The 22,644-nt window shown below is 43.2% G+C and carries 17 protein-coding genes; 12 read left to right on the top strand and 5 right to left on the bottom strand.

Annotation, left to right across the window (positions count from 1 at the left end; translation table 11 throughout):
- The first annotated feature begins 27 nt into the window (after positions 1 to 27).
- The 4 genes from msbA (at position 28) to kdsB (ending at position 3,819) form a co-directional block, all read left to right on the top strand.
- Positions 28 to 1,773 carry a lipid A ABC transporter ATP-binding protein/permease MsbA gene (gene msbA, locus WDV74_RS10555; protein WP_338882726.1) on the top strand — a complete coding sequence of 582 codons (1,746 nt, stop codon included), beginning with the start codon at positions 28 to 30 and terminating at the stop codon, positions 1,771 to 1,773.
- Positions 1,770 to 2,765 (top strand): tetraacyldisaccharide 4'-kinase, encoded by a 996-nt coding sequence (lpxK, locus tag WDV74_RS10550; protein WP_338882725.1) that lies wholly within the window; start codon positions 1,770 to 1,772, stop codon positions 2,763 to 2,765. Before msbA ends, lpxK begins: the two co-directional genes overlap by 4 nt.
- A 121-nt stretch (positions 2,766 to 2,886) precedes the next feature.
- Positions 2,887 to 3,066, top strand: coding sequence for a Trm112 family protein (locus WDV74_RS10545; protein WP_099133267.1), 180 nt, complete (start codon positions 2,887 to 2,889; stop codon positions 3,064 to 3,066).
- Between the two features lie 3 nt (positions 3,067 to 3,069).
- Positions 3,070 to 3,819 (top strand): 3-deoxy-manno-octulosonate cytidylyltransferase, encoded by a 750-nt coding sequence (gene kdsB, locus WDV74_RS10540; RefSeq protein WP_338882724.1) that lies wholly within the window; start codon positions 3,070 to 3,072, stop codon positions 3,817 to 3,819.
- A 96-nt stretch (positions 3,820 to 3,915) separates the two neighbouring features.
- Here kdsB and elyC read toward each other — a convergent pair whose 3' ends face one another.
- The gene (gene elyC / locus WDV74_RS10535; protein WP_338882722.1) at positions 3,916 to 4,743 is read right to left on the bottom strand and encodes an envelope biogenesis factor ElyC; all 828 of its coding nucleotides are present in this window, start codon (positions 4,741 to 4,743) and stop codon (positions 3,916 to 3,918) included.
- A gap of 168 nt (positions 4,744 to 4,911) precedes the next feature.
- Between elyC and cmoM the strand changes: the two genes are divergently transcribed.
- The 8 genes from cmoM (at position 4,912) to WDV74_RS10495 (ending at position 16,724) form a co-directional block, all read left to right on the top strand.
- Positions 4,912 to 5,697 carry a tRNA uridine 5-oxyacetic acid(34) methyltransferase CmoM gene (gene cmoM, locus WDV74_RS10530; RefSeq protein WP_338882721.1) on the top strand — a complete coding sequence of 262 codons (786 nt, stop codon included), beginning with the start codon at positions 4,912 to 4,914 and terminating at the stop codon, positions 5,695 to 5,697.
- A complete protein-coding gene (gene mukF / locus WDV74_RS10525; RefSeq protein ID WP_338882720.1) occupies positions 5,694 to 7,016 on the top strand; it encodes a chromosome partition protein MukF in 1,323 nt (440 codons plus the stop codon). The genes cmoM and mukF overlap by 4 nt, the downstream gene beginning before the upstream one ends.
- Positions 6,997 to 7,719 (top strand): chromosome partition protein MukE, encoded by a 723-nt coding sequence (gene mukE / locus WDV74_RS10520; protein WP_338803156.1) that lies wholly within the window; start codon positions 6,997 to 6,999, stop codon positions 7,717 to 7,719. Before mukF ends, mukE begins: the two co-directional genes overlap by 20 nt.
- Entirely contained in the window at positions 7,716 to 12,179 is a 4,464-nt protein-coding gene (gene mukB / locus WDV74_RS10515) for a chromosome partition protein MukB (RefSeq protein ID WP_338882719.1), read from the top strand. The genes mukE and mukB overlap by 4 nt, the downstream gene beginning before the upstream one ends.
- Positions 12,180 to 12,350: 171 nt before the next feature.
- Positions 12,351 to 13,064, top strand: coding sequence for an acid phosphatase AphA (gene aphA, locus WDV74_RS10510; protein ID WP_338882718.1), 714 nt, complete (start codon positions 12,351 to 12,353; stop codon positions 13,062 to 13,064).
- 264 nt (positions 13,065 to 13,328) lie between these two features.
- Positions 13,329 to 15,047 carry a L,D-transpeptidase gene (ldtD, locus tag WDV74_RS10505; RefSeq protein ID WP_338882717.1) on the top strand — a complete coding sequence of 573 codons (1,719 nt, stop codon included), beginning with the start codon at positions 13,329 to 13,331 and terminating at the stop codon, positions 15,045 to 15,047.
- A gap of 450 nt (positions 15,048 to 15,497) precedes the next feature.
- Complete coding sequence (locus WDV74_RS10500) at positions 15,498 to 16,046, top strand: YcbK family protein (protein ID WP_273557297.1); 549 nt, start codon at positions 15,498 to 15,500, stop codon at positions 16,044 to 16,046.
- Between the two features lie 45 nt (positions 16,047 to 16,091).
- Positions 16,092 to 16,724 carry an MBL fold metallo-hydrolase gene (locus WDV74_RS10495; RefSeq protein WP_338882716.1) on the top strand — a complete coding sequence of 211 codons (633 nt, stop codon included), beginning with the start codon at positions 16,092 to 16,094 and terminating at the stop codon, positions 16,722 to 16,724.
- Between the two features lie 75 nt (positions 16,725 to 16,799).
- On the opposite strand, the gene WDV74_RS10490 is transcribed toward WDV74_RS10495, so the two are convergent.
- The 4 genes from WDV74_RS10490 to pncB form a co-directional block, all read right to left on the bottom strand.
- Entirely contained in the window at positions 16,800 to 17,990 is a 1,191-nt protein-coding gene (locus tag WDV74_RS10490; protein ID WP_189759284.1) for an amino acid aminotransferase, read from the bottom strand.
- Positions 17,991 to 18,232: 242 nt separating this feature from the next.
- Positions 18,233 to 19,345 carry a porin gene (locus WDV74_RS10485; protein WP_338882715.1) on the bottom strand — a complete coding sequence of 371 codons (1,113 nt, stop codon included), beginning with the start codon at positions 19,343 to 19,345 and terminating at the stop codon, positions 18,233 to 18,235.
- 307 nt (positions 19,346 to 19,652) lie between these two features.
- Complete coding sequence (gene asnS, locus WDV74_RS10480; RefSeq protein ID WP_338882714.1) at positions 19,653 to 21,053, bottom strand: asparagine--tRNA ligase; 1,401 nt, start codon at positions 21,051 to 21,053, stop codon at positions 19,653 to 19,655.
- Between the two features lie 208 nt (positions 21,054 to 21,261).
- On the bottom strand, positions 21,262 to 22,476 hold the full coding sequence (gene pncB / locus WDV74_RS10475) for a nicotinate phosphoribosyltransferase (RefSeq protein WP_338882713.1): 1,215 nt from the start codon (positions 22,474 to 22,476) through the stop codon (positions 21,262 to 21,264).
- Between the last annotated feature and the right edge of the window lie 168 nt (positions 22,477 to 22,644).

Genomic DNA, 22,644 nt, shown 5'->3' with positions numbered 1-22,644 from the left:
ATTTCTTTTGGTTTTGGTAACTCACTAATGAATGATAAAGACCTTTCTACCTGGCAGACCTTTCGCCGATTGTGGCCGATCATCACTCCTTTTAAAATCGGGCTGATCGTCTCGGCGGTTGCGTTAGTCATTAATGCTGCCGGTGATACATTGATGCTTTCCTTGTTGAAGCCTTTGCTTGATGAGGGTTTTGGCAAGGCAGACATTGGCGTATTGAAGTGGATGCCACTGGTTGTTATCGGATTGATGTTGTTGCGTGGCATATCTGGTTTTATATCGAGTTATTGTCTCTCTTGGGTATCAGGCAAAGTGGTCATGCAGATGCGTCGCCGCCTGTTCAATCATATGATGGGAATGCCTGTTTCCTTCTTTGACCAGCAATCCACGGGGACTTTGCTTTCCCGTATTACATACGATTCAGAACAGGTTGCCTCCTCTTCCTCCGGTGCATTAGTGACGGTTGTCAGGGAAGGCGCATCAATTATTGGCCTGTTTATACTGATGTTTTATTACAGTTGGGAACTCTCGCTTATTTTGATCGTCATTGCGCCGATAGTTGCGGGGGTTATTCGTCTTGTTTCCGTGCGTTTTCGTAATATCAGTAAAAATATGCAAAGCAGCATGGGAATGGTAACAACCAGCGCTGAACAGATGCTGAAAGGGCATAAAGAAGTTTTAATTTTTGGTGGTCAAAAAGTTGAAACTGAACGCTTTAACAAAGTCAGCAACCATATGCGCCAGCAGGGTATGAAAATGGTCACTGCTGATTCCATTTCAGATCCGATTATCCAGCTTATTGCTTCCTTTGCACTGGCATTTATCCTGTATGCAGCCAGTTTTCCTGAAATTATGGGTGCCTTAACCGCAGGGAAAATCACTGTTGTATTTTCATCTATGATTGCCCTGATGCGCCCATTAAAGTCATTAACTAACGTTAATGCCCAATTCCAACGTGGTATGGCTGCATGCCAGACCTTATTTACTATCCTGGATATGGAGCAGGAAAAAGACGAAGGTAAATTGGAAATCAAAAAGGCAAAAGGCAATATTGAATTCCGTCATGTTACTTTCTGTTATCCAACCAAGGATCATCCTGCATTGAAAAATATTTCAATGACAATCCCAGCGGGAAAGACGATTGCATTGGTGGGTCGTTCAGGATCAGGTAAATCGACAATTGCCAATCTCATGACGCGTTTTTATGACGTGAATGAAGGCGAGATAGTATTAGACGGTCATGACCTGCGTGAATATACCCTGGCTTCACTGCGTAACCAAATCGCGTTGGTATCGCAAAATGTCCATCTATTCAATGATACGGTTGCCAATAATATTGCTTACGCTAGCGAAGGATGCTTTAGCCGCGAAGAGATAGAGCGGGCGGCAGAAATGGCTTATGCAATGGACTTTATCAAAAAACTGGATAATGGCCTTGATACCATGATCGGTGAAAATGGTGTTTTGCTTTCTGGGGGGCAGCGTCAGCGTATTGCGATTGCCCGTGCTTTATTGCGTGATTCTCCGATTTTAATTTTGGATGAAGCCACTTCTGCATTGGATACAGAATCTGAACGAGCAATTCAGGCTGCATTAGATGAATTACAGAAAAACAGAACTTCATTGGTCATTGCTCACCGCCTTTCTACTATTGAAAATGCCGATGAAATTATCGTCATTGAAGATGGGAATATCATAGAAAGGGGCAACCATGCGATTTTATTGCAACATGATGGGGCATATGCTCAGTTACATAGGATGCAATTTGGCCAATGATTGAACGCATATGGTCAGGCCGCTCGCGGCTTTACATCGTATTATTGCCATTATCAGCCCTTTATGGGCTGATAAGTGGCTTGCGGCGTTTAAGCTATAAACTAGGGTTGAGCCGCTCCTGGAAAGCACCAGTGCCTGTTGTGGTTGTCGGTAATTTGACGGCAGGAGGAAATGGCAAAACCCCGGTTGTTATTTGGCTGGTTGAACAGTTGCAGCAAAAAGGTTATCGGGTTGGCGTTGTTTCGCGTGGTTATGGCGGGAAATCGGCACATTACCCGTTATTGGTTACCGATGAAGTGACAACGGCACAAGCAGGGGATGAACCTGTTTTAATTCGTCGTCGTACTGGTGTACCTGTTGCAGTGGCACCAAAGCGAGCAGAAGCCGTTCAGGCATTATTGGCACATGCTCCGGTTGATATCGTCATTACCGATGATGGTCTTCAGCATTATGCCTTGCGGCGTGATTATGAGATTGTCGTCATTGATGGCGTTCGTCGTTTTGGCAATGGTTGCTGGTTGCCTGCTGGCCCTATGCGAGAACTGGCGGGACGCTTGAATAGCGTCAATGCCATCATTGTTAATGGTGGAACACCCGAATCGGGTGAATTACCAATGACTCTAAAGGGCGATTTGGTGGTTAATTTGCTGACTGGGGAAACGCGAAAGGTGACTGATCTTTCCAATGGTGTTGCGATGGCAGGAATTGGTCATCCACCACGTTTTTTTGCAACATTGCAGCAATTAGGAGCGAAATTACAGAAAACATACGCTTTTGCTGATCATCAGGCGTACGAAAAATCTCAACTATTGGCCCTGGCAAATAGTGATCAAAATTTATTGATGACAGAAAAAGATGCGGTTAAATGTTTCCAATTTGCCCAACCTAACTGGTGGTATTTGCCTGTACACGCTGAATTGCCCGAGGAAAAAGGGCAAAAGGTGTTGAATGATATCTGTGCTTTACTGCCAGCATTAAATACTCACCAATAATGTCAGGCTATTCTCACCTCACCATACTAAGCAAAATAAGGTAAATTAAACAAAGCAACAAAGTTAACGGTGATACATTGCTTATGGTATTCTGAGCCACATTAAATTTGATGGGGGATATATGGATCACCGTTTACTCGAAATCATTGCTTGTCCGCTATGTCATGGCAAGCTCAGTTATGATAAAGAAAACTTTGAACTGATTTGTAAGTTTGATCGTCTCGCTTTTCCCTTCCGTGATGGCATTCCTGTGTTGCTAGAGAATGAAGCACGTGTCTTGCCTACAGAGGAAAATCAATAACCCATGTTTACCGTTATCATTCCGGCACGTTTTTCCTCAACCCGTTTACCTGGAAAACCATTGGCTGATATTCATGGTAAGCCAATGGTTGTGCGTGTGATGGAACGGGCTGTCCGTTCTGGTGCTGATCGGGTTATTGTGGCAACGGATCATCAAGAAGTGTTTAATGCAGTCATTGCCGCAGGCGGTGAGGCTTGCATGACACGTGAAAATCACCATTCAGGTACAGAGCGTTTGGCTGAGGTTATCGATAAATACCAATTCGCTGATGATGAAATTATTGTGAATGTTCAGGGTGATGAACCCCTTATCCCAGAACAGATCATCAAACAAGTGGCTGATAATTTAGCTGACAGCGATGCAGGAATGGCAACACTTGCCGTGCAGATCCAGGATGCAGAAGAGGCATTTAATCCCAATGCTGTCAAAGTTGTGATGGATTCGCAAGGTTATGCCCTCTATTTTTCTCGCGCTACGATCCCATGGGAACGTGATCGCTTTATGCAGTCAACAGAGTCTATTGGAGAGCATTTCCTGCGCCATATTGGAATTTATGCGTATCGGGCGGGGTTTATTCGACGTTATATCCAGTGGTCGCCAAGCCCCTTGGAAAGTATCGAAATGCTCGAACAATTAAGGGTGCTTTGGTACGGTGAAAAGATCCATGTAGCAAAAGCCCTACAAGCGCCTGGTACAGGGGTTGATACACCGGAAGATCTACAAGCCGTCAGAAAAGTTTTTGCCACACTCTGATCTTCTTGTCTGAAATCGGGTGAAATTTAAAAGAGAATGCCGTAACGTTTATACGGCATTCTCTTTTTTCGTCACACTTCACTGCTCATTCTGATGTTATTTCTCACCCTCTTTTGGTTGAAGGTCTTTTGATTGTTCAATACGTATATCCTGACTTACCGGTTTAATAGCCTGCCAGATGTGGCCTAATGTCTCATACCAGGCACGCTCAGTGTGTGATAAATAGTAGGAAGAAGGAAGGTATTTTTCCCACGAATATAGAGGTGTTGTAACGGCTAATTGATTGGCAGGACCCGCAATGGGATGCAGGCCTCGTTGTGCAAAAAACTTGAGAGATCGTTCCATATGGTTGGCAGAAGTGACAAGAATGAAAGGTTGTTGTCCGACGATTTTTTCAACTTCAGCAGCTTCTTCTTCTGTATCTAAGGGTTTTTTTAATGCTATCGTGTCTTCTACAGGAATTCCCAGAGATTGTGCTACCATAGCAGCAATTTCGGCACTGCTAATGACATTAACGCCTTTACCGCCAGTAAAAATCATTTTAGCGCCAGGATTGAGACGATATAACCGAATCCCCTCCGTCACTCTGGGCAAGCTGTTACTAATAAGATTGGCGCTGGGAGCCCAGTGGGGGTTATAAGTAAAACCGCCGCCAAGAACCACAATATATTTTATGGGAGTGGTAGGTGTTGTGTCTGGTTCATAGCGCTGAACATATTTTCCCTCGACAGGGAGTAAGAGTTTATCCGCAATAGGTTGTAAACTAAATAAAAGTAATGTCAACCAACTGAGTGATAAAATGGCTTTCCCTGTTTTTTGCCAACGGGTAAACCATAGTAATAGCAGGGCGGCAAAAGAGACAATAATAATCAACGGCAAAGGCATTAATAGCGAGCCGATATATTTTTTTAACAGAAATAACATTGATTGGCCTTGAGTTGGTTAAACTATAATCTTATGAGGGCGAGTTTAAGGCTAAAAGTAGTTAATTAAATGATTACTGTGCCAAAATAACAGTAGTAAAAATAGCAGTAGATAACATCATTACTCAATAGATAAATTAAACTTAGCTTATAAATGAGGCGGCTTTTCATGCGGGATCGCAATTTCGATGATATTGCAGACAAATTTTCGCGTAATATTTACGGCACAACCAAAGGTAAAATCAGGCAAGCCGTTGTCTGGCAGGATATTAACGAATTGCTGAATCATTTGCCTCAACGTCCTTTGCGCATTTTGGATGCAGGGGGCGGTGAAGGTAATATGGCCTGCCAATTAGCTGAATTGGGACATCAGGTCATACTTTGTGATTTATCAAAGGAGATGATTCAGAGAGCGAAACATAACGCTGAAGAGCGGGATGTTCTCGATCAGATGCAATTTATCCAAAGCCCGGTACAGGAAATTCACCAGCATATTAAACAGCCCGTTGATCTGATTTTATTTCATGCTGTCTTGGAATGGATCACCGACCAAAAAGATGTAATAGAAACATTGGAAGAGATGATAACGCCCGGTGGTGCACTTTCATTAATGTTTTATAATGCAAATGGGTTGGTCATGCGTAACGCCATCTTGGGTAATTTTCATTTGGCGACGCCTAATATTCAGCGTCGTCGAAAACGTTCTCTATCACCACAAAATCCATTAATACCAGAACAGGTATATCAATGGCTAACTGAATTTAAGATGGAAATAACAGGTAAAACAGGTGTGAGAGTTTTTCATGATTACCTGCAAAGTCGTCAATTACAAGACACAGATTTTCCAGCGTTGCTTGAACTTGAACAGCGTTATTGCAGACAGGAACCTTATATCAGCCTGGGGCGTTATATTCATGTGATGGCACGCAAGCCTACCTTAAAGAGCGAATTATGAGTGAATATTCCCAGTCGGTTCCTGAACTTGTGTCTTGGGCCAGAAAAAACGATTTTTCAATTTCGTTGCCACCAGAACGGTTGGTTTTTTTGTTGGCTATTGCCGTATTAAACAGTGAACGGCTTGATGGTGAAATGAGTGAAGGGGAGCTGGTGGATGCCTTTCGTGAAGTCTGTAAAGGTTTTGAGCAGACTTCAGAAACGGTATCTGTCAGGGCGAATAATGCCATTAACGATATGGTTCGCCAGAAGTTACTTAACCGTTTTACCAGTGAATTAGCGGATGGCAATGCCATTTATCGCCTGACTCCACTGGGAATTGGTATCAGTGATTATTACATCCGCCAGCGTGAATTCTCCACGTTGCGTCTTTCTATGCAGTTATCTATCGTTGCTAACGAATTGCATCGGGCAGCAGAGGCAGCCGAAGAAGGGGGCGATGAATTACATTGGCACCGCAATGTTTTTGTTCCTCTCAAATATTCCGTCGCTGAAATTTTTGACAGTATCGATATGTCCCAGCGCTTGATGGATGAACAGCAAAACAGCGTAAAAACTGATATCGCCGCACTACTCAATCAGGATTGGCAGGCGGCCATCGCTAATTGTGAACAACTGCTGTCTGAAACCTCCGGCACGTTGCGGGAACTTCAGGATACTTTAGAAGCGGCGGGCGATAAATTGCAGGCGAATCTATTACGCATCCAAGCCGCGAATATGGACAGCGGCGGTTCTGAGTTGGTCGATAAACTGGTTTTTGATTTGCAAAGCAAACTGGATCGCATTATCAGTTGGGGGCAACAAGCCATTGATTTGTGGATAGGTTATGACCGCCATGTTCACAAATTTATCCGAACTGCCATTGATATGGATAAAAACCGCATTTTTGCCCAGCGTCTTCGTCAATCTATTCAACGCTATTTTGACAGTCCGTGGGCACTGACAGTCGCTAACGCAGAACGTTTTCTGGATATGCGTGATGAAGAGCTGACTCTGCGTAATGAAGAGGTAATGGGAGAGCTACCGCCAGAAATGGAATACGAAGAGTTTAGTGAAATCAATGAACAATTAGCTGAAATGATAGAGCAGGCGCTGGTGGTTTACCAGCAGGCAAAACTTCCTCTGGATTTGGGAGCTGTACTGCGCGACTACCTTGTCCAGTATCCACGTAAACGTCATTTTGATGTGGCACGTATCTTGGTGGATCAAGCAGTCAGGTTGGGGGTTGCAGAAGCGGATTTCTCTGGTTTACCGGCGGAATGGTTAGCGATTAATGATTACGGAGCCAAGGTACAGGCACATGTCATCGACACATATTGAACAACTTATGCCAGTAAAACTGGCTCAGGCATTATCCAATACACTTTTCCCTGAATTAGACAGCCAACTGCGCGCAGGGCGCCATATTAGTCTGGATGATCTTGATAATCATGCTTTTCTGATGGATTTTCAGGAAGAGTTGGAAATGTTTTATGCGCGTTATAACGTCGAGTTAATCCGTGCACCAGAAGGTTTTTTCTACCTGCGTCCCCGTTCGACGACGCTGATCCCGCGCTCTGTGCTGTCTGAATTGGATATGATGGTAGGTAAAATCCTATGTTACCTTTACCTTAGCCCAGAGCGCCTGTCCAATCAGGGGATATTTACCTTTCAGGAACTGTACGAAGAATTATTGTCATTGGCAGACGAAAATAAGCTGGTGAAATTAGTGAACCAACGTTCGACTGGTTCAGATCTGGACAAACAGAAATTGCAGGAAAAAGCGCGTACAGCTTTAAACCGCTTACGCCGTCTGGGTATGGTTTATTTCCTGCAAAACGACAGTAATAAATTTACGATTACTGAAGCGGTATTTCGCTTCGGCGCAGATGTACGCAGCGGTGATGACCCACGCGAGGCACAATTGCGGATGATCCGTGATGGTGAAGCCATGCCAGTAGAAAGGGAAACATCGCAGGAAGATAATGAACATGAAGAAGCATCAGGGCATTCAGCAGAAGGTACGGAGGATGAGCAGTCATGATTGAACGCGGTAAATTTCGCTCACTGACGTTAGTTAATTGGAATGGTTTTTTTGCCAGAACGTTTGATCTTGACGAACTTGTGACAACGTTATCCGGCGGTAATGGTGCTGGTAAATCAACCACGATGGCAGCCTTTGTCACTGCATTGATCCCTGATTTAACATTGCTCCATTTCCGCAATACGACAGAAGCGGGGGCAACTTCAGGTTCACGTGATAAAGGGTTGCACGGTAAGTTACGGGCAGGTGTTTGCTACTCCACGCTGGACGTGGTTAATTCACGCCATCAACGGATTATCACCGGAGTCCGTTTACAACAAGTCGCAGGACGTGATCGAAAAGTTGATATTAAACCCTTTATGATTCAGGGCGTTCCTGCGTCGATTCAGCCAACGCAGTTATTGACTGACAATATCAACGAACGTCAGGCGCGGGTGCTGTCGTTAAATGAACTAAAGGAACGCCTTGATAAGATGGAAGGCGTTCAGTTCAAACAATTTAACTCGATTACCGATTACCACGCCCTGATGTTTGATTTGGGTGTGATCCCAAAACGTTTGCGTTCAGCGAGTGACCGCAGCAAGTTTTATCGTCTGATAGAAGCATCATTATATGGCGGAATTTCCAGTGCGATTACCCGCTCATTGCGTGATTACTTGTTACCGGAAAACAGCGGCGTCAGAAAAGCATTTCAGGATATGGAAGCCGCATTGCGTGAAAATCGCATTACGTTGGAAGCTATCCGTGTCACCCAATCCGACCGTGATCTTTTCAAGCACCTTATCACAGAAGCTACGGCTTATGTGTCTGCTGACTATATGCGTCATGCCAACGAACGCCGCGTTCATCTGGATGAGGCACTGGCTTTGCGCAGTGAATTATTTGGCAGCCGCCGCCAACTGGTCGCTGAACGATATCGCCATGTTGAAATGGCGCGGGAGCTGGCGGAACAAAGCGGAGCCTCTTCTGATTTAGAAATGGATTATCAGGCGGCCAGTGATCACCTGAATCTGGTTCAAACAGCGATGCGTCAGCAGGAAAAAATCGATCGCTACCAATCTGATATTGAAGAGCTGATCTACCGACTGGAAGAGCAGGGCGAAGTTGTAGAAGAGGCGAGAGATCTTCAGGCGGAATATGAAGCCACATGTGAAGCGGCAGAACAAGAAGTTGATGAACTGAAAAGCCAGCTTGCTGACTACCAACAAGCGTTGGATGTACAGCAAACTCGCGCTATTCAATACCAGCAAGCATTGCAAGCATTAGAGCGTGCCCGTGAACTTTGCCAGCTTCCCGAACTGTCGATAGAAAATGCCGACGAATGGCAGGAAACCTATCAGGCCAAAGCGCAGCAAGCGACAGAGACGTTGCTGGCGCTGGAACAGAAATTGAGCGTTGCTGACGCAGCGCATAGTCAGTTTGAGCAGGCTTACCAACTGGTAAAAAGTATTATTGGTGAAGTGAGCCGTAGTGAAGCCTGGCAAGCTGCTCGTGAAGCATTGCGTGAATGGCCATCCCAGCGTCATCTGGCTGAGCGCGTCCAACCTTTACGTATCCAATTGGCCGAACTGGAACAACGCCTGAACAGTCAGCAAAATGCAGAACGTTTGTTGGAAGAGTTTTGTAAGCGTCATAATCAGCAACATCAGGCAGAAGACCTGGAGGCGTTACGGGGTGAACTGGAAGCTCAGTTGGAAGAATTGAGCCTGGGCGCCAATGAAAGTGGTGAACGTCGTATTCAAATACGTCAGGAATTTGAACAGCTCAAGCAAAAAATTCAAGGGCTGACCGTACGGGCACCCGTGTGGTTGGCGGCACAGGAAGCCTTGGAGCAGCTGAGTGAACAATGCAATGAAACATTCGAAAATAGTCACGATGTGACTGAATATATGCAGCAATTGCTTGAGCAAGAGCGTGAAATTACAGTCGAACGTGATGATATTGCGGCACAGAAACGCGAACTGGAAAAACAGATTGAACGTTTGAGCCAACCAAGTGGTGCCGAAGATAGCCGATTGCTCGCATTGGCAGAGCGTTTTGGTGGTGTTTTATTGTCTGAAATTTATGACGACATTACCATTGACGACGCACCTTATTTCTCCGCACTGTATGGTCCTGCACGTCACGCAATTGTCGTACCTGATCTCTCACTACTTCGTCCACATCTGGAAACATTGGAAGATTGCCCGGAAGATCTCTATTTAATTGAGGGAGATCCACAGTCTTTTGATGACAGCGTCTTCCATTTTGAAGAGCAGGAAAACGCGGTTCTGGTGAAATCATCCGATCGCCAATGGCGTTATTCCCGCTATCCTGAAGTTCCATTATTTGGACGGGCAGCAAGAGAAAGTCGTCTGGAAGCACTTAGCCTTGAGCGTGATACACTGGCAGAACGCTACGCGACACTTTCGTTTGATGTGCAGAAAGTTCAGCGTGCGCATCAGGCTTTCAGTCGTTTTGTCGGTAAACACCTTTCTGTTGTGTTTGATGATGATCCAGAAGCAGAAATTCGTCGTCTGAGTCAGCGTCGTACTGAATTGGAGCGTGAGTTATCGCAATTTGAAACCCAGGCTCAGCAACATCAGCAGAAGCTGGTTCAGGTGAAAGAGAGCCTGTCACTATTAAATCGCCTGATTCCACAAATGACGATTTTGTTGGATGAAACCCTGTTTGAGCGCGTGGAAACCGTCCGTGAAGAAATGAGTGAGGCTCAGGAAGCTGCGCGTTTCCTGCAACAACACGGTAATGCGTTGGCTAAACTTGAACCGTTGGTTTCGGTTTTGCAAAGTGATCCACAGCAACATGAGCAGTTGCAGAAGGATTATGAGGCCGTGAAACAGAGCCAGAATCAGGCTAAACAACAAACCTTTGCCTTGACGGAAGTAGTGCAACGCCGTGCGCATTTCAGTTATAGCGACTCTGCCGGTATGCTTAACGAAAATGCCGACTTGAACGACAAATTGCGCCAACGCCTTGAACACGCAGAATCTGATCGTAGACGTGCGCGTGAAAAATTGCGTCAGCAGCAAGCACAATGTGCGCAATTTAACCAAGTCTTGGCATCACTGAAAAGTTCTTATGACACCAAGCAAGACATGTTAAAAGAACTTGAGCAGGAGCTGAAAGATATTGGTGTCCAGGCAGATGCTAACGCCGAAAGCCGTGCCCGTGAACGCCGTGATCAGCTTCACGCGGCTGTGAATGCTAATCGTTCCCGCATTAACCAGCTTGAGAAACAGATCGCGTTCTGTGAAGCGGAAATGGAAAACCTCCAGAAAAAATTGCGTAAATCTGAACGTGATTATTACCAGAAACGTGAGCAGGTGGTTTCTTCCAAGGCGGGCTGGTGTGCCGTTATGCGTATGGTGAAAGACAATGGCGTTGAACGTCGCTTACATCGTCGCGAACTGGCTTATATGGATGGTGATGAGCTGCGTTCAATGTCGGATAAAGCGCTGGGGGCATTGCGTCTGGCTGTGGCCGATAATGAACATCTGCGCGATGCGTTGCGTTTATCCGAAGATCCAAAGCGTCCTGAGCGTAAGATCCAATTCTTTGTGGCGGTTTACCAGCATCTGCGTGAACGTATCCGGCAGGATATTATTCGAACGGATGATCCAGTCGATGCCATTGAACAGATGGAAATTGAATTGGCGCGTTTGACGGAAGAACTAACCGCTCGTGAGCAGAAACTGGCAATCAGTTCCAAGAGCGTGGCAAATATCATTCGCAAAACCATTCAACGTGAACAGAATCGCATTCGTATGCTGAATCAGGGATTGCAGGCGGTTTCTTTTGGACAGGTTGGTGGTGTGCGCCTGAATGTGAATGTGCGTGAAAGTCATTCCCTGTTGTTGGATGTGCTTTCTGAACAGCAGGAACAGCATCAAGATCTGTTCAACAGCCAGCGTCTGACTTTCTCAGAAGCGATGGCAAAACTTTATCAGCGCCTGAACCCGCAAATCGATATAGGACAGCGTTTGCCTCAGACTATCGGTGAAGAATTACTGGATTACCGCAATTACCTTGAGCTGGAAGTTGAAGTCAACCGAGGTTCGGATGGCTGGCTAAAAGCGGAAAGTGGGGCGCTTTCTACCGGAGAAGCGATTGGTACGGGGATGTCCATTCTGGTCATGGTTGTACAGAGCTGGGAAGAAGAATCACGTCGGCTGCGTGGTAAAGATATTTCTCCATGCCGACTGCTGTTCCTTGATGAAGCTGCTCGATTAGATGCGAAATCCATTGCAACGCTGTTTGAGTTATGTGAACGTTTGCATATGCAGTTAATTATTGCTGCACCGGAAAATATCAGTCCAGAAAAAGGGACAACTTATAAATTGGTACGTAAGATTTTCAATAACCAGGAACATGTGCATGTTGTTGGGCTGCGTGGTTTTGGGCAAGATATTCCGGTGACTGGGCAATCACAAACACAGGTGCAACCTGTATTGCAAGAATAACTTTATCATTGAATGATATTTCTTCTAAGAAGGGGGCGTATTATGCCCTCTTTCTTAATTGGGATAGAACTTGTTTGGATATTTGTCTCCTTGTGCGGTATGTCTCGTTTTGATGTGGTGATAAAGTTTACTATTTCGAACCGTTACTACTAATGTGAAAAAGGAATAACGATGCGTAAAGTTACCCTGCTATTTAGTACAATTGTGCTTGCTTTTGGTTTGAACAGCATGGCACAAGCAAAAATATTTATGCCTGAGCAAGTTGCTTCAGGTGTTTCTGTGGCAGATTTGGCTCAACGTCATGCGGTACATTGGGTATCCGTAGAGCAGATTAAGCAAAGCCTACAAAACCAACCAGCCATGGCGGTAGGTTTTGATATCGATGATACCGTACTGTTTTCAAGTCCAGGTTTTTATCGTGGTAAATCGGAATACTCACCTAATGATAATAGTTATCTAAAAAATCCGGCATTTTGGGAAAAAATGAATAATGAATGGGATAAATTCAGTATGCCCAAAAAGATCGGTATTGAATTGGTTCAGATGCACTTAAAGCGGGGTGATAATATTTATTTCATTACTGCACGTACAAAAACTAAGACAGAGGCGGTGACTAAATACTTACAGGAAGACTTACATATTCCAGCCGATAAAATGAATGCCGTTATTTTTACGGGTGATGAACCAGGTAAAAATAACAAAATTCGTTGGATGAAAGAGCATAACTTGAAGATTTATTATGGCGATGCAGATACTGATATTGCTGCCGCTCGCGCATTGAATATTCGTGGGATCCGCATTCTGAGAGCATCAAACTCGTCTTATCAGCCCCTGCCTAAAGCGGGTCGCTTTGGAGAAGAAGTTGTCATTAATTCTGAGTATTAATCTTAAAATTCAACACAATATACTTTAATTAAAGGCACTAAAGGTGCCTTTTCTTTTTTTAAGTCATTAAAATTTAAATTATTATGATAAAAATTTTATTAGGTTTTATTTTACCTGGTGAGATCTCATTTGATTAGGTGGAAATACTATCTTAAATAGTAATTATGTATATAATTACCAATATTCTTTCTGATAAAATAGATCTGCGGATAATTATAATAAGTTATTGGATAGCTGAGTCATAATAAGGTGAGGTGAACTCTTATGATGAAGAACACGGTCAGGTTACTGAAAGTTTCTTTTATCTGTAGCACATTGGTGATATCAGAAGGAACCTTTGCAAATCAACAAAATGGATTATCATCGAGTGTTATGCAGCAATTACCAGCAGAACAAAAAGACGCTGATCCTGTTATTTTAACTGATAAGATAGTTCCTATTCCTTCAGTGATTTCTATTGACGAAAGTCGAAAGCAATTACAGATTTGGTTGCCACAACAAATAAAACCGATATTTCGTGATAAGTTAGCAACTTTATATGCTAACAATAAAATGCAACCGTTGTGGTCAGATAAGAAAACCATTAATCAATTTGAAAATCAATTAGTTGAAATATCGTTAGCGGGTTTTCAGCCTCAATTTGAAAAATGGCTGATACAACTTCATACTCCTGAATTAAGTGAAATGGGACGTGATATTATCTTATCTGATGCTATGTTAGGTTATCTCCACTTTATTAATAATGTCGATAAAAAAGGGAGTTCATGGTTATATAGTCAATCCCCTTATAAAATTGAATTACCTCCGCCCCATTTAATTAATACGTGGCAACAACATATCAATAAAAATAGTATTTTTTCTTATATTGTGAGTTTATCACCAACTCATCCTATGTATGAAAATATGCGTAAGGAGATGATGATCCAATTGGCTGATCAACGGCCATGGACTGGGTTTTCATTTCAAGGAACGCTAAGGCCCGGACAAAGTAGTGAAAGTGTCATTGCATTAAGGAAAATATTGGCTCGTTCAGACATAGTGGATTTATCTGCTGCCAAATCTGATAATAGAGTTTATGATAGAGAATTAACCGCGGCTGTAAAACATTTTCAAGCTCAGCACGGATTGTCAGCTGATGGGGTTATCGGTAAATCCACTAAAGCATGGTTAAATACGACTCCACAAACCCGAGCTCGTATTATGGCATTGAATATCCAACGACTACGGATTATTCCTGGAGATATTCCTACAAGTATTTTAGTTAATATTCCGAATTACTCACTTTTCTATTATTTAGATGGTAAAGAAGTGCTAAGTTCTAAAGTGGTTGTTGGACGCCCCAGTCGAAAAACACCTATCATGAGTAGTGAATTAAATAATGTGGTAATCAATCCTCCGTGGAATGTCCCAACCAGCATGACTAGAAAAGATATTGCACCAAGGGCAATGCGTGACCCTGGTTATTTTCGTACGCGTGGTTATACGATTTTTTCCAGTTGGAGCAATGATGCCAAAATTGTCGATCCTTCATCGATTAACTGGGGCGTAATAACACCGAGCAATTTCCCGTATCGTATCAGGCAAGCACCAGGCCCAACTAATTCTTTAGGGCGTTTTAAATTCAATATGCCAAATTCAGAAGCTATTTATTTGCATGATACACCTAATCAAGCTGCTTTCAGCCGAGAAATGCGGGCTGTTAGTTCTGGTTGCGTACGAGTCAATAAGGCTTCTGAATTGGCTAATATGTTGTTGGGAGACGCAGGTTGGGATAAAACTAAAGTTAATAGTTCATTGAAAACATGGTCAACAAAATATGTTAATATTCCCAAAAAAATCCCGGTTTTCCTCTATTATCAAACTGCGTGGGTTGATGAAGGAGGGAAACCACAATACCGAGATGATATCTATGATTATGATATGAATGCAAGACAGCATTCAGAGTCACTTTACAAGATTTTAGTAGCCAGAAATGATTTATAACTTCTTCTGTTACCAATGAGAATTAAAGCAATAAAATTGGCGTTGATATTTATATATACCAATCTCACTTCAAGATGCATGTAATTTCTCCCCGCGAAGCGGGGAGAAATCAGGTTTCATATCGTGTTGTAAATTGCAGCTTGAAGTTTAATGCGTATAAACAGAGAAGAAAATAATATTTTCTTCTCTGTTATTCTTTATTACTTATTATTTTTAAAGTATTTTTTACTATGGTTCATTTTTAATGAGTGATTTTGTAGTTGACAATAAATTTAATGTGATTTTAATTATGTTAGGTAGATCACAATAATAAGGTGGTAAATTTACAGTAAAATACAAAAATAATTGAAACTATCTTTTATTTTATGATGTCTTATTAGTCGATTAAGTTGAGTTATAAATACATTTAGACAGTATTAATATATTAAAGAATAGCAGGGCATATTATCCATGAATAACATTGACCACGATCGCCGAAAGTGGCTCGGTATAAGTGTGGCCGCATTGGGATTAGGTTTATTACCTCAATCGGTTTTGGCTGCATTGACAACGCCACGTCCTCGAATTTTACGTTTTGATAACTTGCATACCGGAGAAACACTCAAAGCCGAATTCTTTGATGGTCATCGGTATAATAAATCAGAACTAGCCCGCCTGAATTATTTATTCCGCGATTTTCGGCAAAATAAGGTTAAAACCATTGATCCGAAATTATTTGATCAAATTTATTTATTGCAAATGCTGATGGGAATAAATAAACATGTTCAATTAGTTTCGGGTTATCGTTCTTTGGCAACAAATAATATGTTGCGTCACACCAGTGGTGGCGTGGCAAAACACAGTTATCATACCCGTGGACAAGCCATGGATTTTCACATTGATGGTGTTCAGCTTACGCATATTCGTAAGGCGGCATTGAAAATGCGGGCAGGGGGAGTAGGGTTTTATCCAAAGAGTAATTTTATTCATATTGATACAGGCCCGGTCAGGACGTGGTAATCTTATTACCAACAATGAGTCTTGATTGTGGAGTGAAACAGTATAATGAAATACCACATTATCCCCGTTACGATGGCGATGCAAAATTGTACATTGATTTGGTGTGAAGAAACTCAGGAAGCGGCAATTGTTGATCCTGGCGGTAATGCTGAACAACTTATCGCTGAAATAGAGCGACGTGGGCTGAAAATCACCCAAATTTTGCTGACACATGGTCACTATGATCATGTTGGTGCTACTGTCGAAGTCGCGCAGCATTTTGATGTGCCTGTTTACGGGCCACATAAGGGGGATGCTTTTTGGATAAAAGGCTTGGAAATTCAATGTCAAATGTTTGGTGTTGAACCATGCCCCTCTTTTACGCCCGATCGTTGGCTAGATGAAGGGGATACACTAAAAATTGGCAGGATTGAGTTATCCGTTTTGCACTGTCCGGGGCATACACCGGGGCATATTATCCTTGCTAACCACACCGACAAAATCATCTCAATGGGGGATGTATTGTTTAAGGGCAGTATTGGTCGCACGGATTTTCCGGGCGGAAACTATGATGAATTGATTCAATCTATTAAGGAAAAAGTATTGCCATTGGGGGACGAGTATCAATTCATACCCGGTCACGGTCCAATGTCAACATTAGGATATGAGCGAAAAACCAATCCATTTTTACAGGATTAATCGCAAACGTCTTTCTTGCCGTATAAGATGATGTAAAGAAGATAAAAGCCGCTTTGTCAGCGGCTTTTGAGAAACTCAGAGTATTGCAACGATAGCTTCACACAGAGGAACCATATTTTCCAGTGTCAAACCCGCTACGTTGATTCGGCCAGAGCTAACCGCATAAATACCATACTCTTCACGCAGGCGATCAACTTGCTCTTTAGTCAATCCACTGAATGAGAACATACCATTTTGTGTACTAATAAAGCTAAAGTCTTGCTTCGCGCCTTTTTCTTGCAAGGTATTCACAAACAGTTGGCGCATACGCTGAATGCGTTCACGCATGGTTGCCAATTCCTGAATCCATTCTGCTTTCAGATCATCATTGGACAGAATGGTCGTCACAACAGAAGCACCGTGCGCCGGTGGGTTAGAGTAGTTGGTACGCACAATGGATTTTGCCTGGCTGAATGCCTTTTCTGCGGTATCGCTGTCTGTTGCAACGATGGTGCAGGCACCAACACGCTCATTGTATAACCCAAAGTTTTTGGAATAAGAGCTGGCAACGATTAGCTCATTGTGGTTTCTGGTGAAAATACGCAGGCCTTCTGCATCTTCATCCAACCCTTTGGCAAAACCCTGGTAAGCAAAGTCGAATACGGGCAGCCAGCCATTTGCAGCAGATAAATCTGCCAGTTTCTGCCACTGTTCAGCGGTTGGATCAATACCCGTTGGGTTATGGCAGCAGCCATGCAGCAGAACAACATCACCTGCTTGTGCTTCAGACAAACTTGCCAACATGCCTTCGAAATCTAAGGCATGACTTTCTGCATCGTAATAGTTGTATTCGCGGATCTCCAAGCCAGCACTGGAGAAAACGCCTTTGTGGTTTGGCCAGGTTGGGTTGCTGATCCAGACACGTTTTGCATTGGTCTGCTTAGCAATAAAGTCAGCGGCAATACGCAGTGCACCCGTTCCGCCGGGGCTTTGTACAGTACGGGCGCGTTTGTCAGTGACGATAGGGCTGTTTTTGCCGAAAAGCAGTTCTTGAGTGACGCGGCCAAATTCAGGTAATCCACTAATTGCCAGATAATTTTTGGTAGTTTCGTTTTCCAGCAGGAACTTTTCTGCTTTTTTAACAGTAGTTAGAACAGGAGTTTTACCCGTTTCGTCTTTGTAGACGCCGATACCCAAGTTAATTTTATTTTCACGGGGATCTGCTTTAAAGCTATCCGCTAAACCAAGAATCGGGTCGGCAGGCGCTGCTGTGATTTTTTCAAACATTTTTTTGATTCCAAGACTCGGAGAGTTAAGCCCAAAATAAGTGGTACGCTGCTCAGGGTAACCTTAAGAAATCTATTTGCCAACTACTTGTAGCAAAAAGAATAAAATCTTGTGAAGTAGTTTACGGAGTGAAAAAAAGAGCCTGAAAAAACAGGGAGGTAAAATGTAAAAAGCAGCGCTGATGCGCTGCTTTTCCTGGGATAAATCGATTAACGTTTCGCTAAATAATTTATCAACAGTAATTAGAACTGATAAGTCAGGCCAACACCAAGTACGTTGCGAGCGTTTGAGTCTCCGCCTTTGTTCTTGTCCAGCAAGTTGATTTTGTAAACAACATAGGTAGAGAAGTTTTTGTTAAAGTAGTAAGAAGTATTTAAAGAAACATATTTAACCAGATCTCTGGTATAGCGTCTCTCACCTTCACCCAGATCTTTACCTTTAGACTGAACATAAGCTACGGCTGGTTTCAGGCCCAAGTCAGAGAACAAGTATTGCGCAACTAACTCAATATTCTGAGTTTTGTTTGCAGTATAAGTGCGTTCTCTTATAGGTTGATTACCAGGAACAGTGAAGTTAGTCATATTACGGGTTTCGCCGTACAATGCAGCCAAGTATACGTTGTTAGCATCGTATTTAGCACCGACGTTCCATGCTTCAGCACGTTCACCCTTAGCAGCGCCATCATTTTGCTGATTATTTGCACGAGCCGAATTCGCGTAAGTACCACCAACAGTGATACCATAACCTACGTCGTAGGTAGTGGCGAAACCATAGCCATCACCGTTTGCATTAGCATAAGGGCGATTATTCTTAGTACGATCACTATTTTGACCTTGGTATTGCAGGGCAAAGTTCAAGCCATCAACCAGGCCGAAGAAGTCGCTATTACGGTAGGTCAACAGGCCAGTAGCACGAGCAGTCATGTAGTTGTCATTCTGAGCCATGGAATCAGCACCGAAAATTGGCAGCACGTCAGTCCATACGTTGATATCGTAGTTTATGCCGTAGTTACGGCCGTAATCCAGTGAACCGTAGTTAGCGAATTTCAAACCAGCGAAAGCTAAACGGGTTTTGGTTGTTTCGTCTTTACCTTCTGCGCGATTAGATTGGATGTTGTATTCCCAACGACCGAAACCAGTCAGTTGATCAGAGATTTGGGTTTCGCCTTTAATGCCGAGACGTACGTAGGAATCATCGCCGTCTTCACCGCTTTTTTTGTCTGCGATCTGATGACGAACGTCCACTTTACCGTACAAATCCAGTTTATTGCCATCTTTGTTAAAGATTTCAGCTGCGTTTGCTGTACCAGCAACCAGCAAAGCTGGGATTACCACTGCAAGAATATTGCGTTTCATTATTATTACCCTCATTGGTGTTATCTAGACACCTGCCACTGCCAGAAATAGAACACTAAAAAATTTTGGAACTATTTGCGGGTATCGAGTGTCTTATTAGTCGGCGATCAGTGTTCCATTGGTAATGAATTTTATCTACCCTCAAAGTGCTACAAAAGTACAGAATCAGTAATAAAATGAAAATAGATGTTTCAAAATGTAAATATCAGGGAACTTTTTTCGGGTGCTTTTCGACATAAACAAAAAAAGCCAACTTTCGCTGGCTTTTTAAAGGATTGGTTTTTAGCTTATTTATTAAGCGTATTCGTTAGAAACTTGCGTTTCTTGGTGTCCGTGGGAACGGGATAACATCACGAACGTTGGAAACGCCAGTAACATAAGCGACCAGACGTTCGAAGCCCAAACCGAAACCAGCATGAGGAACAGTGCCGTAGCGGCGCAGATCACGATACCACCAATAATCTTCTTTATTCAGTCCCATCTCTTCCATACGCTGATCCAACCTATCCAGACGCTCTTCACGCTGGGAACCACCAATGATTTCACCGATGCCTGGAGCCAACACATCCATCGCTGCAACAGTTTTACCATCATCATTCATGCGCATATAGAAGGCTTTAATGTCTTTTGGATAGTTTTTCATGATCACTGGCGCGTTGAAATGTTTTTCTGCCAGATAGCGTTCATGCTCTGATGCCAAATCCACACCCCAGAAAACAGGGTTTTCAAATTGCTGACCACAATTTTCCAGAATTTCTATCGCGTCGGTGTAGTCCAACTGAACGAAATCTGAATCAACAAATTTTTTCAGACGGGTGATAACTTCGCTGTCAACTCGTTCTGCAAAGAAAGCCAGATCATCAGCACGCTCTTCTAATGCGGCCTTGAAAACATATTTCAGCATGTCTTCAGAGAGCTTGGCAATATCATTCAGATCAGCAAAAGCCACTTCTGGTTCAACCATCCAAAACTCTGCCAAATGACGGCTAGTATTGGAGTTTTCTGCACGGAAAGTGGGTCCGAAGGTATAGATTTTGCTCAATGCACAAGCATAAGCTTCACCGTTTAACTGACCGGATACAGTAAGGAAAGCTTCACGGCCGAAGAAATCTTGGCTGAAATCCACTTCGCCTTTATCCGTGCGTGGCAAGTTTTGCAAATCCAAAGTAGAAACGCGGAACATTTCGCCAGCGCCTTCTGTATCTGATGCGGTGATAAGCGGCGAGGATACCCAGAAGAAGCCTTTTTCATGGAAGAAACGATGTAGGGCTTGGGCTAGTGTATGGCGAACACGAGCCACTGCGCCGATCAAATTGGTGCGTGGGCGAAGATGAGCTACTTCACGCAGGTATTCAATACTGTGGCGTTTAGCCGCCATTGGGTAAGTATCTGGATCATCAACCATGCCAACAACAACAACTTTAGTGGCCTGCAATTCAAAATCCTGACCTTTACCTTGCGATTCCACCACTGTACCGGTGATTTCGACAGAACAACCCGTGGTTAAATGTAATATTTCATCCTGATAATTAGGTAAATTATTATTAACGACGGCCTGTAATGGATTAAAGCAGGAACCGTCATAGACGGCGAGGAATGAGATACCAGCTTTAGAATCTCTCCTTGTACGTATCCAACCGCGAACGGTGACTTCGTTGTCAACCGGAACCCGGCCTTGCAGTACATTGACTACAGGCGCTACGCTCATAAATTTCTCTCTTTTATATAGTGAATTAATAACTAGATAGATTTACCAAATACTCCCTTAATTAGGGAGCTGATCTTCTATCTTACTTGTCATCTCTCAGGAAACAAGAGGAAATTTCGGGTCTTAATGAGGAAACAGAGGGAAAAGTTGCTGTAACCAGCATAAAGCTGGTTACGCAAAAGATAATTAGCCAGTTATGCCGTTTTTTCTATACCACCTTCTCTATATAGGGAAGGTCAAACGCCCGACGTAACCTATTGACAAATTCATCATCTTCACAAATGGTTTTTCCGGGGCTATCAGAAAGTTTTGCTACGGGTTTACCATTACATTCCACCAATTTGATCACAATATTCAGTGGCTTTATACCCGGAATATTACAGGTTAGTCGTGTGCCAATACCGAAAACGACATTAATTCTCTTATGGAAGTGATGATACAGTGTTAATGCTTTTTGCAGATCTAAGCTGTCGGAAAACACTAATGTTTTCGTCATGGGATCAATATCGAGTGATTGATAGTGAGCTATGGCTTTTTCACCCCATTCAATAGGATCACCTGAGTCATGACGCAAGCCTTGGTAAGCCGTTGCCAACGATTTATCGAAATCTCGCAGAAAAGCGTCCATGGTAATACAGTCAGTCAGGGCGATGCCCAATTGATTTGGATATTCGTTCAGCCAGGTTTGCAGTGCTGCTCTCTGGCTATTGGCAAGTTCTGGACTAATTTGCTGGTGAGCCTGGAACCATTCATGGGCTTGTGTACCGAGAGGCGAAAGATTAAGCTGTTCTGCCAGTTGATAATTACTACTTCCAATCAAATAAGGGAAGTTATTTTTTAGCTCATTGATAATGGCATATTGCACTGCGTATGAAAAACGACGGCGAGTACCAAAATCCATTAATTTAAAACCAGATAGATCGATATTTTTTTCTGCAGCGTCTTTGTAAAACAGCTCAATCAATTTTCTCAGCTGAATAACGGCATCTTCAGGTGTTATTTCAGGTGAGCGATGACGATGGACCAATTCGCTGATCAGGGCAAGCAGGGGGACTTCCCACAAGATAACTTCGTGCCATAAACCGGAAATGCGGATAGTTAATTGCCCTTCATGGGTAACAGAAACGTCGACTTGTTTAGGATTAAAACGAAATGTTTTGCACCAGTTCAGGTAATCCTCTTTAAAGAACGGGAGACGAGAAAGATAATCGACTTCGCGTTCTGTTAATGCTAAGTCTGCCATCATATCAATTTGATGGCGTAATGGCTCGGCGTATTCTCCGAGTAGTTCATCACCACGACAACGAAATTCTGCAACAACAGGAATATTGTTGTAATGGTGGTACACTGCTTGCTGCATGTGAAACTTATAGGCATCTGTATCAAGCAGTGATTTGATAATCGGGGTAGCGTCTAAAGTCATGGCGCGTCAGGCATCCTCGCGGAGCATATTCGTGTCAGCTAAATCGATAAAGTCGGGAGAGTATACCGTGATTATTGGGTTATTGAAGCCATATAACTGCATATATTTTCCCGAATCTAAAGATTAAGGTTAATCCATTTATAGATAATATCATGTTAAATGAGATAT

Origin of the sequence: Xenorhabdus sp. TH1, from assembly GCF_037260955.1 — a bacterium.
Taxonomy (GTDB): domain Bacteria; phylum Pseudomonadota; class Gammaproteobacteria; order Enterobacterales; family Enterobacteriaceae; genus Xenorhabdus; species Xenorhabdus griffiniae.
Note: the sequence above shows the minus strand (reverse complement) of the source record. Positions and strands in the feature narration are given on the sequence as shown.